Source organism: Pontibacter chitinilyticus (assembly GCF_039748935.1).
Taxonomy (GTDB): domain Bacteria; phylum Bacteroidota; class Bacteroidia; order Cytophagales; family Hymenobacteraceae; genus Pontibacter; species Pontibacter chitinilyticus.
Genome location: NZ_JBDIZJ010000002.1, coordinates 94,237 through 109,737 on the forward strand (window position 1 = coordinate 94,237; position 15,501 = coordinate 109,737).

At 49.1% G+C, this 15,501-nt stretch carries 16 protein-coding genes and 1 riboswitch; of the genes, 11 read left to right on the forward strand and 5 right to left on the reverse strand.

Annotated elements, in window-relative coordinates; all coding sequences use genetic code 11:
• Nucleotides 1-40: 40 nt before the first annotated feature.
• Nucleotides 41-727: a DUF4397 domain-containing protein gene (locus tag ABDW72_RS04000; RefSeq protein WP_347157168.1), complete on the reverse strand. Its 687-nt coding sequence runs from the start codon at nucleotides 725-727 to the stop codon at nucleotides 41-43.
• Nucleotides 728-879: 152 nt separating this feature from the next.
• On the opposite strand from ABDW72_RS04000, the gene ABDW72_RS04005 reads away from it, so the two are divergent.
• From ABDW72_RS04005 to ABDW72_RS04035, 7 genes are all read left to right on the forward strand, one after another.
• Nucleotides 880-2,073, forward strand: a complete 1,194-nt coding sequence (locus tag ABDW72_RS04005) for a THUMP-like domain-containing protein (protein WP_347157169.1) — start codon at nucleotides 880-882, stop codon at nucleotides 2,071-2,073.
• Nucleotides 2,074-2,124: 51 nt separating this feature from the next.
• A complete protein-coding gene (locus ABDW72_RS04010) occupies nucleotides 2,125-2,412 on the forward strand; it encodes a hypothetical protein (protein WP_347157170.1) in 288 nt (95 codons plus the stop codon).
• Nucleotides 2,413-2,651: 239 nt separating this feature from the next.
• Complete coding sequence (locus ABDW72_RS04015; protein ID WP_347157171.1) at nucleotides 2,652-2,831, forward strand: hypothetical protein; 180 nt, start codon at nucleotides 2,652-2,654, stop codon at nucleotides 2,829-2,831.
• 249 nt (nucleotides 2,832-3,080) lie between these two features.
• Nucleotides 3,081-3,359: a hypothetical protein gene (locus ABDW72_RS04020; protein ID WP_347157172.1), complete on the forward strand. Its 279-nt coding sequence runs from the start codon at nucleotides 3,081-3,083 to the stop codon at nucleotides 3,357-3,359.
• Nucleotides 3,360-3,676: 317 nt separating this feature from the next.
• Nucleotides 3,677-3,946: a hypothetical protein gene (locus ABDW72_RS04025; RefSeq protein ID WP_347157173.1), complete on the forward strand. Its 270-nt coding sequence runs from the start codon at nucleotides 3,677-3,679 to the stop codon at nucleotides 3,944-3,946.
• 296 nt (nucleotides 3,947-4,242) lie between these two features.
• A complete protein-coding gene (locus ABDW72_RS04030) occupies nucleotides 4,243-5,115 on the forward strand; it encodes an alpha/beta hydrolase (RefSeq protein WP_347157174.1) in 873 nt (290 codons plus the stop codon).
• A gap of 245 nt (nucleotides 5,116-5,360) precedes the next feature.
• The gene (locus ABDW72_RS04035) at nucleotides 5,361-6,194 is read left to right on the forward strand and encodes a glutaminyl-peptide cyclotransferase (protein WP_347157175.1); all 834 of its coding nucleotides are present in this window, start codon (nucleotides 5,361-5,363) and stop codon (nucleotides 6,192-6,194) included.
• 36 nt (nucleotides 6,195-6,230) lie between these two features.
• Here the strand turns inward: ABDW72_RS04035 and ABDW72_RS04040 are convergent, their stop codons facing one another.
• Entirely contained in the window at nucleotides 6,231-6,833 is a 603-nt protein-coding gene (locus ABDW72_RS04040) for a DNA-3-methyladenine glycosylase (protein WP_347157176.1), read from the reverse strand.
• A gap of 147 nt (nucleotides 6,834-6,980) precedes the next feature.
• Nucleotides 6,981-7,184, forward strand: a riboswitch (cobalamin riboswitch).
• Between the two features lie 102 nt (nucleotides 7,185-7,286).
• Here ABDW72_RS04040 and ABDW72_RS04045 point away from each other — a divergent pair.
• Together ABDW72_RS04045 and ABDW72_RS04050 are read left to right on the forward strand one after the other, a co-directional pair.
• Nucleotides 7,287-9,200: a TonB-dependent receptor gene (locus ABDW72_RS04045; RefSeq protein ID WP_347157177.1), complete on the forward strand. Its 1,914-nt coding sequence runs from the start codon at nucleotides 7,287-7,289 to the stop codon at nucleotides 9,198-9,200.
• 25 nt (nucleotides 9,201-9,225) lie between these two features.
• Nucleotides 9,226-10,332: a DUF5074 domain-containing protein gene (locus ABDW72_RS04050; protein WP_347157178.1), complete on the forward strand. Its 1,107-nt coding sequence runs from the start codon at nucleotides 9,226-9,228 to the stop codon at nucleotides 10,330-10,332.
• Between the two features lie 76 nt (nucleotides 10,333-10,408).
• On the opposite strand, the gene ABDW72_RS04055 is transcribed toward ABDW72_RS04050, so the two are convergent.
• Nucleotides 10,409-10,720 (reverse strand): hypothetical protein, encoded by a 312-nt coding sequence (locus tag ABDW72_RS04055; protein WP_347157179.1) that lies wholly within the window; start codon nucleotides 10,718-10,720, stop codon nucleotides 10,409-10,411.
• A 288-nt stretch (nucleotides 10,721-11,008) separates the two neighbouring features.
• Between ABDW72_RS04055 and ABDW72_RS04060 the strand changes: the two genes are divergently transcribed.
• Nucleotides 11,009-11,236, forward strand: coding sequence for a DUF2798 domain-containing protein (locus ABDW72_RS04060; protein ID WP_347157180.1), 228 nt, complete (start codon nucleotides 11,009-11,011; stop codon nucleotides 11,234-11,236).
• Between the two features lie 78 nt (nucleotides 11,237-11,314).
• Here ABDW72_RS04060 and ABDW72_RS04065 read toward each other — a convergent pair whose 3' ends face one another.
• Nucleotides 11,315-11,854: a hypothetical protein gene (locus tag ABDW72_RS04065; RefSeq protein WP_347157181.1), complete on the reverse strand. Its 540-nt coding sequence runs from the start codon at nucleotides 11,852-11,854 to the stop codon at nucleotides 11,315-11,317.
• Nucleotides 11,855-12,093: 239 nt separating this feature from the next.
• On the opposite strand from ABDW72_RS04065, the gene ABDW72_RS04070 reads away from it, so the two are divergent.
• Nucleotides 12,094-14,358, forward strand: a complete 2,265-nt coding sequence (locus ABDW72_RS04070; protein ID WP_347157182.1) for a B12-binding domain-containing radical SAM protein — start codon at nucleotides 12,094-12,096, stop codon at nucleotides 14,356-14,358.
• 60 nt (nucleotides 14,359-14,418) lie between these two features.
• On the opposite strand, the gene ABDW72_RS04075 is transcribed toward ABDW72_RS04070, so the two are convergent.
• Nucleotides 14,419-15,345: a DUF6624 domain-containing protein gene (locus tag ABDW72_RS04075; protein WP_347157183.1), complete on the reverse strand. Its 927-nt coding sequence runs from the start codon at nucleotides 15,343-15,345 to the stop codon at nucleotides 14,419-14,421.
• Between the last annotated feature and the right edge of the window lie 156 nt (nucleotides 15,346-15,501).

A 15,501-nucleotide genomic window follows, 5' to 3' on the forward strand; every position in this document is an offset into this window, starting at 1 on the left:
TTCCGGCGCCTGCTCGTTTACTCGTATCAAGCCTTAAAGCTTATTTATTCACAATCACCTCGGCGCCCAATGTGTTGGTGTTTCCGGCAGGCGGTGTCAGCAGGCCTTTAGCAAAAATCGTATAGATCTTGCCATTTTGTAGTTGCACATCCGGCACGGTGAGCACAACATCTTCGGTGCCAGCCGGGCGCACTTCCAAAGTATAGGTGCCCGCATCTACTGGTGTAAAATCGGTAGCTGATTTAAAGCTTTTGTTGCTGAACAGCACCGGCCCTCCCTGCACTGCGATGTCAACAGCCGGGGCATCTGGTGAAAGGTGGACAAAACGTACGTGCGCTTTACCACTGGCCGGCGAAGCCAGGTTGTCTTCCAGCACCAGTGGCTCAATGTTCGCCAGCGTATTTGCCGCGAAAATAGTATAGCTTTTGTCTTCTGCCAGTGGCACATCAGCATTGATTACAGTAGTGGAGGTACCGGCAGCATTCACCTTGACATTCCGGGTGCCTGCGGCCACGGCCAGGTAGCCCGTATTGTTAGGGTAGGTTAAAGCTGCCGAATTTACTTTGGTGTTATCAATCAGCAGGTCTACACCAGGAGCATCAGGAGAGGCATGCACTACCATCACCTGCGCCATACGCATGATGTCATCATCGTTGTCGTCGTCGCAACGTGTAAAAAGAACAACCGGCAGCACGGCCAGTAAGAAGATGTTGATCAGGCTTTTCATAGATTTAATATTAAATTATTAAACAAGCTTTATTACAGGCAGAACCACCTGATATTCATTTTGTTTAACTAATCACATATAAACATTAAACATTTTTTTGTTTCGAGGGAAAGCCCTAAAAAGGATATATTTGCCTGATAAATTAAGCAGACGTGGCCTTACGCATTTTTACCACCGAAGAGAAGCAGTTTATGCAGGAGCACCAGCACCAGGAAGCAGCCCAACTGATGCTGCAGGCGCGCCGGTACCCGCACCTGCCAATGGTGGAATTGGTACAGCAGTTGCAGGCGCGTCAGAAAGCAACGGCCAAGCTTCCTACCTGGGCTGCTAACCCGGATGTTGTTTTCCCTGTGGCGCTTTCGGTAGAACAAAGTTCCTCAGAGGCAACAGCCGCTTTTAAGGCGTCGCTGGTGCAGGGAGCCCTACTGGTAGACCTCACCGGCGGTTTCGGGGTGGATAGTTTATACTTTGCCAAGCATTTTGAACAGGTTGTACATGTGGAGCAGAACGCCGCTTTACAGGATATCGCCAAGTATAATTTTGCCTTGCTGCAAGCCTCAAACATACAAAGCATATGCACCACGGCCGAAGACTTCCTGCACCAGTTTACCGGCAAAGCGGATGTGCTATACCTGGACCCGGCGCGGCGCGGCGGCAGCAACGAGAAACGACACCTGCTACAGGACTGTGAGCCGGACGTGCTGAACCTGCTGCCCCTGCTATTTTCTAAAGCGCGTGCCGTTCTCCTCAAGGCATCGCCTATGCTGGATGTAGACCTGGCGCTGGAGCAACTGCAACAGGCTACAAAGCTGTGGGTGGTGGCTGTGCAGAACGAGGTAAAAGAAGTGCTATACTTGCTGGAACCGCAAGCGCGACCTCTCGGGCAGGTGGAGCGAACTGCCGTTAACCTATTGCCTCACGCCGCCCCACAGCAGCTGGCCTTTACCAAAACTGCCGAAGAGGCTGCCCACGTTAGCTATGCTGACCCGCAGACGTATGTGTATGAGCCGAATGCCGCTATACTGAAAGCCGGCGCTTACCGCTATCTGAGCCAGCAACTGCACCTGCACAAGCTACACCCCAACAGCCATCTTTATACCTCCGAGGCCTTAATGCCATACTTCCCCGGCCGCACGTTTCGCTGTGTGGGGGTGAGCCGCTATAGTAAAAAAGAGCTATTGCGCCTGCTACCGGGCAAGCAGGCTAACATTACGGTGCGCAACTTTCCGGACACAGTAGCTGAGATACGGAAGAAGACAGGTATAAAAGAGGGCGGCGAAACCTATCTTTTCTTTACCACTGACAAGCACCAGAAACCTGTCGTGCTCTTCTGCCATAAAGTATAGCCTGGCTCATATTACTATCAACAAGCCTTGCCTAACATCGTACAACCTAGTGTGAGCCTGCCGCTACGCAAGCCCGATGTTGTACCTATAACAGCACAGATCATGGAAAGCAACAAGGATAAAAACCAGCAGAAGCCCAGCAGAATGACGTACGATGTAGAAGACACCTCGCGTACCATGAAGCCCGGAAGTATAAAAGGCAGTACCGCTCCTTCCAGTAACAGCTCTTTGAACACAAGTGGCAGCAGCCGTCAGGGCCGTGGCTGGCATGGTGACTCAGAGGGCCACAAGAAAGCGGGGAGCCAGAGCCACAAGAACAGCGGCCAGAAGAAAAGCTGATTCTTTAACAAGCTGCTACCGTCTGCGTATGAAAAGCAGCGGCAGTTTGGCCCAGCCATGTTGCACCGATAGCCTAACGGCCAATGAAGCTAGCAAATAGAAGTATAGGCCGTCAGCATCAGGCATTATAAGGCAATATTGGGAGCGGGTGAGTAATACGATTATGCCCGATCAGCAGGTAAAGGCAAACAGCTTATTTGGCCGCTTAACAAGATCATGTATAATTAAACCGAATAACTATGAACAACGACAAAGAAAATAAGAAGAAGTCAGAACTGACCGATACGAGCAAAGCAGATAAAAAGGACATAGGCAACAGCCTGGAACAGGACGTAACCAATACACCGCTTCCGAAAGACAAGACGCCACAAGGCCGTACCGACAACGAGGAAGATAGAGAAACGAAGAAAAATAGGTAGCCCATCAAACCGAAACAAAAAAGCCACAACAGAAATCTGTTGTGGCTTTTTTGTGCCTGTATTTTCGATGCTTTATAGAAATACTATATTCGGTAACCCAGTTACTGCTTTGTTATATTTGTTAAGCTAAATATAATAGGTTACGTTTAGCTGCAGAATATGTGCAGCCAATGAAAACATTTAAGTAAAGTAGTAATAGTAATTTTTGCCTGTATCGGACTTGTTTCAACTGGGCTTGGGATTAGAGCGATGATTCAGGAGAGTCAACTTGAAAGAGCTTATGAATGTAACTGTCATGATGTAAAAATAGGGATGACGGCAGATCAAGCGACCACAATATTGCAAAAAGGACTTGATATCAACTTTCAGGGTTATGACTACGAGATAACAATGTCTGACAATAAACTCTCAGACTTATATTTAGCTTATTCAACGAACGGAGGTTGCTATATTGCAGCAATCTATATTGACAAAGAAACTGGATTGGTGTTAAAAACTGACTGTCCACCTAATACTTGTAAAGATTAGCTGCACACCACAGTACCATTCGGTTAGGTGATGTGATGAATCAATTCTAAGGATAGCACTCTTATTGAATTTGCCTCTGCAGACAGAACATTGTGCTTGAAACCACTCAACCCTAAGCTGCAAAACTTTATTAGCAACTCTTATAGATGGAGCCTTTTTACTTATTTCTGGGGATAATAATCTTAAGTGCTGGTTTTTACTTTACTGTATTTGATTTCTATTATTCAAAATATGGTTTTCACACGAAAGGAACGGTGAGTAAAATAGTGGGGAAATAGAGCAGCAGTGGAGGTACTATTAACTATTTATACTTTCCATTGGTACAGTTTAAGACAGAAGATAAGCAAGATAAAGAACTTAGATTAGAAGTAGGAGCAAGCTTTCCTCTCTATTGTGAGGGGCAAAAAGTCAAAATTATATACTACAATGGCAAAATTAATCCAACAGGTACTAGATGGAAAATTTTTTATTATTCTGTTTTGTTCGCAGGGTTAGTAACTGTGGTTTATCAGCTGTTTGAGATAGCACACTCTGAAATCTGGAATAAATTGGCCTTTATTGTGGAGATAATTAAAAGGTTACTGTAATAAAAGCTACTAACAAACACACGATCAAAGCTGAGTTCGCTCACCTCCCGTGCAAATATTTGAGCGCAAATTACATCAACTAAAAAGATTAAAACAGCTGAGGAGTTACTTAAAGCCAATCCTCAAAATGGTCAGCTATTATCTTTAATTGTTGATTTGAGGAAAGAGTTTGAGTACAAGTATGACAACTCCTACTATGTTGATTAAACAACTATTGCCAAATTGGTGTAACCGGCAGCTTCGCCTCCTTTTACACGATACCGTAACCCTAATACAACATACCTCAACCACTTACCATGAAAAGACTATTTACGACCTTTATTCTGGCCTTTTTCACAACTCTGCTTTTTGGACAGACAGCCAAAACCAAACAGCAAGACAAGGTTAAGCCCTTTGTACTTGGTGAAATTGTAGAGCTCCAATCAAAAGAGTTGGCCGAAAAGAGAGTGTTGAATATCTATTTACCTGAAGGGTATAGCAAAAGCGATACTGTGAAATACCCCGTTATTTACCTGCTTGACGGCTCAGCTGACGAAGACTTTATTCATATCGTAGGACTGGTGCAGTTCAACAGTTTTGAATGGATCAACCAGGTTCCGAAGTCCATTGTAGTAGGCATTGCAACAGTAGACAGAAGAAGAGACTTCACATACCCGACCACCATTTCAGAAGATAAAAAAAAGTACCCGACAACGGGTCACTCAGATAAGTTTATTGCTTTTTTAGGAAATGAGCTACAACCTTTTATTGAAGGTAAGTACAAAACCAATAGCTCTAAAACCATTATAGGGCAATCGTTAGGCGGGCTTTTAGCAACAGAAATTTTATTTAAGAAGCCAGCTTTGTTCAACAAGTATATCATCGTCAGCCCAAGTCTATGGTGGGATAATGGTTCGTTGTTGAATCAAGCCCCTGCTGTTTTAAAAAATTCGTTTAAGCAGCAAACTGATGTATACATTGGTGTTGGAAAGGAAGGACTTACCTTAACGGCAGAGCCAAGAGTGATGGAGGTGGATGCCAATGTGCTGGCTGACAAGCTAAAAACAGCTAAGAGCAAAAACGTCCATGTTGTCTTCGACTATTTACCCAAAGAAGACCACGCTACCATTATGCATCAAGCGGTTCTGGATGCCTTCAGACTTATTTATCCAACACCAGCTAAGGAATAGCAAGAACAACACGCTTGCGCTGGAGCCCTGGGATGAGAGGTTTGTAAATACTAGCATATAAAAGCTGCTTGCTGTACTACACGCATCGGGAGGCACAATCCAGGAGAAGAGGTATTAAGCAAGTATAAACTGCCGTTATCCGGCGGAGAGACAGTAGTTTTAGCTATCCCTTTAAAAAATATTCTCCGTAACTTGCTTCAAGTATGAGAAGCGATCAACATTATATTCTTTTGAAAAGCTATACTATGCGAACCTTACTTCTGGTGCTGCTGGCAGTACAAACGCTGATCGGCTGTAGCAACGACAGACACGACAATTCAAACGATGCTAAAACGGCCAACGGCAGCGTCTATGGGCCTGCGCCTGCTGTAATTAACTATGGCGTAACGGCAACACACCCGCACGATGTCACTTCTTTTACAGAAGGATTGCTGGTGCATGATGGTAAACTGTACGAGAGCACCGGTTCGCCTTCCGACCAACCGGAAACCAGGTCGCTGGTGGGCATTGTGGATTTGAGCACGGGTAAAATCGATACGAAGGTAGAGCTGGATAAAAGCAAATACTTCGGCGAGGGGATTGTTATACTGGATGGCAAACTGTATCAGCTTACCTATACCTCCAAGACCGGCTTTGTGTATGACCTGGATACGTTTAAAAAGCTGCGCGAATTTACCTTTCCGAGCAAAGAAGGCTGGGGCATAACCACAGACAGCACCTACCTGATCATGAGCGACGGCACCAGCCATTTGACCTACCTCGACCCGGCAACGCTTAAACAGGTAAAAGAGCTCGGCGTATACGATAACAACGGCCCGCTTAACAACCTGAATGAGCTGGAGTATATCAACGGGTATATTTACGCCAACATCTACACCACTAACATCATCGTGAAGATTGACCCAAAAAGCGGACAGGTTGTCGGTAAGCTGGATTTAACAACGCTGAACCAGGATGCCAACAGCAAAAATCCTTCATCGCTGGAGCTGAACGGCATTGCTTACGATGCGGCTGCCGACAAAATCTACGTAACTGGCAAGTTGTGGCCGAATATTTACGAAATCAACTTTAAGCACTAACCCAACGAACGTTCGAAGCAGGTACAGTGTCTGCTTTCAGGATTTCTTCCGGCTCACCCACTTGTTATCCTTCACCCAAAACCGCCACGGAAGCTGCGCGTCTTCGCCGGCATAATCTATCCCGATGCGGGGACCGGCCACTATACTTTCGGCAGGAATCTGGATACCTTTATCTTCCAGCCAGATCGTATTACCGGTCAGGTCGGCGCCATATAGCTTTTTGTTGATGCCAAGTGCCATACTGAGCACACCGGGACCAGCCGTCAGGTTCGGTTTTATACTGGCCATGTTGCGGCGCAGCAGCATTTCCTCCACGCCTATTTCCGGCTCAACAGCCCGCACCAGCACAGCATCGGCTTTGTCCTTTACATTGGTAATGATGTTGAACAGGTAATAGATGCCATACACTAGGTATACATAAGCAACGCCACCTTCATGGTACATGATTTCGGTACGTTGCGTGCGGCGGTTAAGGTGGGCGTGGCAGGCGCGGTCATTTTCTCCGGCGTATGCTTCGGTTTCTACAATCATGCCACCTGTCAGCATGCCATCTACGCAGGTATAAACATATTTCCCCAGCAGTTGCCGGGCGATCTCTACTACATCGGAGCGGGTATAAAAGGACTTCTGAAGTTTCAAATATATTGTTCGTTTAGTGTTTCCCGTTGATAGTTTTGTTCCGTAGATACGCTTTCATACTTGCCAGGTTAGCGTTCTGACACTAAGTTGCTGCGCATTCTGCCGGGCACTATCCAAAATTCATACTTTAAAGTCTCAAAAAAAGTCTACCTTTGCTTTCAGATTGGTGGCGCTGCCTACTGCCGTAGTCAGCGTCTTAAAAGGGAAGCAGGTGTGAGTCCTGCGCTGTTCCCGCAACTGTCATCTTCATATAAAGCGTTAGCCCATTACCAACGCCACTGTGCAGCATAAGCATGGGAAGGCGGGCTACCGGAAGAGAGCCAGGAGACCTGCCAGTCCGACACTGAATTGTCGTATGCTTTCGGGTAAAAAGCTGCACGGCCTCCGCTATACCGGCGTTTGCTGTTTCTGCCCCTACCCTATTGCATGCTTCGGGAGTAAAGCGAACGAAATGTGAAAACGTATCAACCAGCCTGCATACTGCTTCTGCTGGCCTGCCTGAGTGTTGCCGTGCCCGCTGTGGCGCAGCAGGATTCTGCCTGGCACCAGCTCAAAACCGTGGAGATCTTCGGCCGCCCTGCCGAAGTATTCGCCGTAGGCAGCCGCGTAAGCCAGCTCGACAGCAGCTACCGGAGTACTTATAACGCTGCCTCGCTGGCCGAGGCACTGCAGGCACGCACCCCTTTGTACATTAAAAGCTATGGCGCCAGCGGGGTAGCTTCTGTTTCTTTCAGGGGCACCAGCGCTTCGCAAACAGCAGTCCTCTGGAATGGCCTTAACATCAACTCGCCTACTTTAGGCCAAAGTGATCTTTCTGTGTTGCCGCTGAGCGGTGTGGGTGATGTGGCAGTGCAGTATGGGTCGGCGGCAGCCATGTATGGCAGCGGGGCTATTGGCGGGGCCATTCTGCTTAGTTCTCCTACTTACTCCGGCGCAGGTTTTAGTGCCGCACTACAGCAGGAAGCCGGTAGCTTTGGCCGCTACTTCAGCAGCGGAAGCGTGCAGTACGCCAGTGATAAACTGGAGGTGGGCGCCAGTGCCTATCTGTGGATGGCAGAAAACAACTTTAAATACCACGACTTCTCGCGCCTGGGTGTGCCGGAACGGCGGCAGGAGCATGCTGAAAGGCAGCAGTATGGCTTTACCCAAGACCTGACATGGCACCTTAGCCATAAAACGCAGCTTGCCTTACACAGCTGGTATACGCTGGCCGATTACCAGCTACAGCCTGCAATGGGCGCGGCAGAGAACAATGCCCAGCAAAAGGACGAGAACCTGCGCCTGATGGCCGAACTGAAGCATACCAGCTTCTGGGGGCAGACAGACGTAAAAGCTGCCTACTTTAAAGACTACCTGCACTACAGCGATAACGCCAGCAGCAGCGTGGCAGACATTGGAACGTACCAGGTGCAGGCAGAGCAAACCTATACGCGGGGCAGCACCTGGAGCCTGCGTTCGGGCCTGAACCTGCAGCACTTTGTAGCAGAGAACACGGGCTATACCAGCCCAAAAACCGAGAACAGAGCTTCCCTCTTCGCGTTGTTCCGCTATGACCCACTGGAGCGTTTGCAACTGAGCCTGAATCTGCGCCAGGAATTAGCAGAAGGCTATGACCCGCAGCCAGCACCTGCGTTCGGTGCCAGTTGGGAGCTACTCGCCTCAGCCAACAACCGGCTTTACCTGAAGGGCAATGCAGCCGGCAGCTACCGGGTACCTACCTTGAACGACCGCTTTTGGCTGGGTGCCGGTAACCCTGACCTGAAGCCGGAGCAGGGCTGGAATTATGAAGGAGGCCTGCGCCACGTGTATACTACCGGCAAGCTACAGGTAGAGACAGAAGCAACAGCTTACTACATGCTGATTGACGACTGGATACAGTGGTCTCCGGACGCGGCGGGCACCTGGCGGCCATTTAACCTGCAAAAAGTACGGACAACAGGCCTGGAACTCAGCAGCAGCGCAACAGCAACACTCGGAAGCACCAAACTGTCAGGTACTGGTAACTACACGTATGCTTCGTCGCAGCAGGTGGTGGCATATGCCGGGGCTAGTGGCCAAGGCAGGCAGCTGATGTATGTCCCGCTGCATAAGGCAACCCTGGCTGCCACAGCCGCTTATAAAAACTGGCTGCTGCAAAGTACCCTCAGCTACACCGGGCTGCGCTATACCAACAACTCTGAAACAGACTGGCTGAACGCTTTCCTGCTGCTGGATCTGGCACTCAGCAAGCAGCTGCCCTTGCAGCAAAATACCCTTATCCTGTCGCTCCGGGCCGATAACGTAACCGGCACCGAGTATCAGACCATGGGGCGCCATGCCATGCCGCGGCGCGGGTATACCGTTAGTTTACGCTTTCTCATTCCATGATTATACACTCACTCTAATCCAACGCATGAAAAATTCACACCGTTTCCGCAGCTTGTTTATAGCTGTTGTATTCTTAACCAATTCTGTTGCCTTTACCAGCTGCGACGATGCCTCTGCCGATGCGTCGGCGGGTGCGTATGCCCAGGATGCTGTTTTCATTTCTAACGAAGGCTCTTATAACAACTCCAACGCCTCTGTCAGCTATTACAACCGCAGTACCGGCCAGGTAGAGAATAACATTTTCAGCAAGCAAAATGCAGCACTGGTGTTGGGTGATGTATTGCAAAGCATTTCCGTTCTGGACGACAGAGCTTTTCTGGTGGTGAACAACAGCCAGAAAATGGTTGTGGTTAATGCCAATACTTTTAAAGCCGAGGGAGAAGTGAACGGTTTAGTGATGCCCCGTTACTTTGCCGCGCTCAACAACGACAAAGGCTACATAACCGAGTGGGTAACTTACAGTGGCAATGGCCGGGTGTCCGTAGTTGACCTGAATACCCTTACCGTTACAAAGACAATAGAAGTAGGCCTAAACCCCGAGAAGCTGCTAGTGGCTGCCGGCAAAGTATACGTGGCAAACAGCGGCGGCAAGACCATCTCCGTCATCAATACTGCTACGGATGAACTAGAGGCTACTATAGAAGTGAATGATGGGCCTAACAGTCTGGCAACAGACCGCAACAACAACCTGTGGGTAGCCAGTAGCGGGCAAAAAGCTTATAACCCGGATTATTCGGTGAGTGAAGAAGGTAGCCAGCCCGGCACGCTCACCAGGATCGACCAGGCGACAAATACCGTTGCCAGCACCTTTACCTTCAGCCAGAAAGCTCCTGCCCCAACGCAACTCAGCAGCAACGGCAATCATGACAAGTTATACTATGTATATAACCGCAAAGTATACCAGCTGGATGTAAATGCCTCCGACCTTAATACCACACCACTTATAGACCGCGGGGATTATATTGAATATGGCTGGTACGGCTTCGGGGTAGACCCTAAAACCGGGTATATCTATGGCGGCAAAGCACCGGACTTCACCTCAAACGGCTGGGTCGTGCGCTTTAACCCTTCCGGCGCCCCGGTAGACTCCTTTGCTGTTGGCATTGCGCCCAACGGCTTTGCTTTCAGATAAAGAGGTGCATACCAGGCATAAAACAGAACGGCTTACCTGTATAGGTAAGCCGTTCTGTTTTAGCATGTGGTTATATTTATTCTCCGTCGTTGCTGCCTACTTCCGGCCGCTTCATTCCTGTGCCTTTGCCATCATAAGCTCCATCGCCTAAGGCTTTTTCGCTGTTCTCGCCGTGGTCGTCATGGTCAGCTTTGTCGTAATACTTTTCTTCATAGTTAGTTGTATCATCATAGCGGTTTGTCTCATCTGCCCCCACCATTTCTCCTGCATCTTTAATTTCCCCTCGCTCTCCTGGCTTGGTTCCTTTGTCGCAGGATACGAGCCCGGTTCCTGCTATAGCTCCGAAAGCCAGTACTAACAGCGTTTGCTTTATTGTTTTTGTTATCATTGTTTGTTTCCTCTTGGTTACACATGCTGCTACCCACACTATAGGCGGGGCAGACTACCCTTACATGTACGTCCGGCAGCATCGGATTGTTAAAAGCACTGCTTTTAAGATTTCTAAATTTTGCATTGCAGGTAGTGTTATGAAACAGAGGAAAGCGGCTAAAGCACCTGCTTTTGTATGCAGGAAACGTGAGAGCAATTCGGCGGCAGACAGCGGCTTTAGAAAAAGAGCGGCTTTGATTTCGGATTCTGACCCTTGCCGGCGTACCTTTGCACTTTGCCGCTCCCAATGAAGAAACTTGCTCTGTCTCATACCTTAAAACGTAAGCTGCTGCTTATAGCGGCTATCAGCCTGTTGCTGGCCTTGGCGCTGGAAATCTATACTTTTGGTTTTGCCGCAGGCTTTTTGGTGGGCTGCTTCCGGGCGTTCTTTGTTTTTTTCGTGATGATCACCCTTACTGTGCTGGCAATTATACCAGGCGTCAGTTATGGGGTAAACCGCTTTGCCGGCAAGTAGGTCCCCAAAGCAGAAAGGCCTACGGTAATACCACAGGCCTTTTTACAAATAAAAACAGGGTTTAAAGTATAAGAGAGGCTAAAGGGCCACGGTCATGTCTGAATCAACTTTCAGCACCAGGGTGGCTGCTATAGGGCTGTTGCCAGTGGTGGCATTTAGCCGAAAAGTGATGGAGTTACTGCGCTGCATCAGGGCAGCCAGTTGCTGCTGTGCTTTACTGTCTACTACTGGTAAAACGATCTCCGATCCGCTGGCAGCGATGGCTTTCAGGTCCAGCTGGCGGAAAGTAGCCAGGGGGTAAAACCTTCCGGAGCCTGGTAAAGCAAACTCCAGGTTGCCGGAGATCACGGATGCGCCAGTGCCTTCATACTCCTTTACAGCGTACGTAATGGCATTGATTTTGAAAGAACTGATAGCGCCTCCATTTTTCTTGTTGTCGCTCTTTAAAGTTTTTACATTCTTTAAAACTGAAAACGTCTGCGGCGCATTGTCAGTATGATGCACACGCATCGAAAAAGATTGTGGAACATGAATGTCTTTTTCAAAAATCGAGCAAGCAGCAGCCATAATCAGAAGGACTACTGTCACTACCATCTGCAGATTTTTTCGAGCGTTCATACAAGAGAGCTAAAGATTTTGTAGCAGCGTAGGCTTACCATTAAACTGCCGCTGCTAGAATCATTCAAATATTTATTTGAACAGGACAAATATAATAGGTTTTCGTAGATATATGAAATACTTTATAAAAAATATTTTTTTTCTGTTATATATAAAGTTACGCATGTATAATAAAGATTATGTGCACTGCCTGAACCAGCCTGCTACACAAGCTGTTAAATAGAAAATTATTTTACGTGATGCTTTATAACTTATCTGCTGATGCTCTGGCCCGGCAGATACCAACAAACTATACTTTGCATAAACCTACCATACTGCTGCTAACGCCGCCACTCACGCAACTCAACACACCTTACCCGGCCACTGCCTACCTCAAAGGCTTTCTGACGGGGCGGGGATATACTGTTGTTCAAGCTGATTTCGGCATTAGCCTGGTGTTGCGCATGTTCTCGAAAGCTGGCCTGCAGCAGATCTTTGCGGCTATTGAGCAGGGTAATTATGAGCTGTCGGACAATAGCCTGCGCATGCTGCGGCTCAAGCGTGAGTACCTGCATACCATTGAGCCGGTTATCCGCTTTCTGCAAAACAAAGACAACACGCTGGCGCAGCAAATCAGCTACAGCCGCTATCTGCCTGAAGCTGCCCGGTTCGACCAGGTAGAGGAGGACATTGACTGGGCCTTTGGGAGTATGGGCATTTCGGACCGAGCCCGTTATCTGGCTACTTTATACTTAGAAGACCTTGGCGACCTGATTCGGGAAACGATCTGCCCATACTTTGCTTTTAGCCGCTATGCCGAAAAGCTGGCCCTTTCCGCTACTTCCTTCGACCCGATGGAGGAAGCCTTGCAGCAGGCGCCAAACCTCATCGATCAGATGCTGCTGGAACTGCTGGAGGAACAATTGCAGGCCGTGCAACCGGACGTCGTTGGCTTTTCTATTCCCTTTCCGGGTAATTTGTATGGTGGCCTACGGCTGGCACAGTCTGTCAAGCAGCGCTACCCACATATCAAAACCATGATGGGCGGCGGCTACCCTAACACGGAACTGCGTAGTCTGCGGGAGCCGCGCCTGTTTCAGTACATCGATTACGTGACGTTAGATGATGGCGAAGGCCCGTGGCTGAAGCTGCTGGAACACCTGGAAGGCAAGCGCCCGCAGGACCAGTTACAGCGTACGTTTTTACTGCAGGAGGGCGAGGTTAAGTATATCAACACCTGCGCTGATGCCGATATTCCGCACACTGAAGTAGGTACACCCGACTACAGTGACCTGCCGCTAGCTGACTACCTTTCGGTGATTGACGTGATCAACCCCATGCACCGCCTCTGGAGCGATGGCCGCTGGAATAAGCTGACCGTGGCCCACGGCTGTTACTGGAAGCGCTGCTCTTTCTGCGATGTCACCTTAGATTACATCAACCGCTACGACGTGGCACCAGCCGCCCTGCTGGTAGACCGTATTGAGCAGCTGGTGGCGCAAACCGGCCAGACAGGTTTCCACTTTGTTGATGAAGCGGCTCCGCCTGCCCCTCTTCGCGATATGGCGATTGAGCTCATCCGCCGGGGCGTGAAGATCAGCTGGTGGGGCAACATCCGGTTTGAGAAAACCTTTACCCCCGACCTGTGCCGCCTGCTGGCTGCCTCAGGTTGTATTGCTGTTTCCGGTGGTCTGGAGGTAGCCTCAGACCGACTGCTGGCGCTGATGGAGAAAGGCGTAAGTATAGCGCAGGTAGCCCGCGTTACCGACAGCTTTACGCAGGCCGGCATTATGGTGCACGCCTACCTCATGTATGGCTTCCCCACCGAAACCGCGCAGGAGACAATCGATTCACTGGAAGTAGTGCGGCAGCTGTTCGTCAATAACGTTATCCAGTCCGGCTACTGGCACCGCTTCAGCATGACGGCTCATAGCCCCATCGGTAAAAATCCGGAGAAGTATGGCGTAGTGAAGGTAGGGCCGGAAGAAGGAGATTTTGCAAACAACGACCTGTGGCATGACGACCCGCAGGGCGCCGACCACAGCTTATTTGGGGAGGGCCTGGCGAAAGCGATTTACAACTACATGCATGGGGTAGGGCTAGAGGAGCCGCTTTCGTTCTGGTTTGATTTCAAAATTCCGCGTACTACGCTCAAGCCTACCCTTCTCGGCAGTGCTATTGCCCAGCCTCACCGCCCCGACAGCACCCGCCCGAATGTGCGCCTACTTTGGCTGGGCAATACGCCGGAGGTGGAGTTTACGATGATGGCTAAAAAAGGCGAAACACTGGAGCGCTGCCTGCTCACGTTCTTTGAAAAAGCAGAGGATTTCCAGATCAAAACCACAGCTACGATTGGCCAGTGGCTGGTAGACATGCTCCCGAAGCTGATGCCGGAAAGTGACGAAACCCTGACCCTAAAGCAACTGGAGGCAAGTTTCCCAACAGAGGCGCATGTCAGCTTTTCGGAGTTTCTGGCGTCGCCGGTGTGGTTTGAGTTGCGGGAGAAAGGATTGCTGCTGCTCTAAGCTATAGAACCCATAACAGAAAGGCCGGCACTTATACTTAGGTGCCGGCCTTTCTGTTGTTTACTCATTATGCGGTCCGCGGTCCAGGCTGGGTGTTTCATACTGTATACCGAAGCGCTTCAGATACTCCTTTAGTGGCGGCAGTCCTATCTGCAACCGTCGGCTATCTACGTGCGGCTCATCGAGGATAGGGTAAAGTTCGTACAGGTGTGTGGCCGGGTTCAGGCGCACCTGGCTGCCATAGATCTGCGGCTTTCCGTTGCCCGTCAGAATGGCGTCTTCCAGCAAGGCAAGGTTCACTTTAGATGCCTCTCCTTTTTCGGCGGCGGCCCGCATCAAAGGAACATATTTCTCCTGCGTTCTTACATCGGCATGCTGCAAAACCAGGAAAGCGGCCATACTTCCTTTGGCGCCTACCAGGCTTTTACCCGGCCAGCCATAGTTGTCTAGAATGGCGGTTACTTCCTTCAGGTTTGCTTTATCTCTTACCTCGATGCGGCTTTCCAGCTTTTTCCATTGCTCCGAGGCCATGCCATAGTTGGTTTGCACCGAATCGATCATGTGCAGGTAGCGTTGGTTGGTTTCAAAAATAGCTTCTAAGCGGGCTTTTAGGGGTTGATTGTAATGCGCTTCATCCTGCTGCAACTTTTCCTGTAATTGCTGTACAAGCGCATTCCAGCGCTTGTCTGAGTGCAGACTTACTAAAACAGAGTCGTGCTGCAGGTAATCCAGGTCTTTCCAGCCACTTTGCAGGGCCTTTTCCAGGTGCTCAAAAGACTTCTTTTTATTGCCGGCCTGTGCCCAACAGCAGGCCGCATTGTAGTAATCAATACTGTTCCCTTTGCCGCTTTGCAGGGCTTTATCGTAGAGCTTGGCAGCGGCTTTATACTCTTTTGCCTCATACTTAATAAAAGCATCTTGAGCAGTCTGAGCAAAAGCAGCGACAAAAAAGCTAAGACACACCAGGGTGAGCAGGAAAGTCTTCATCGGGAAATTGTATGATTTTATCTATAAAAATAAGCAACTATACGGCAATGCATACTTATTGTAGCACATTTAGTTTCCAGATCAGGCATTATGCTGCAGCACAGGCAAGCGGAGGCATGTTTTACCACAATTTTTTCTGAGGCATGCAACCTTCGG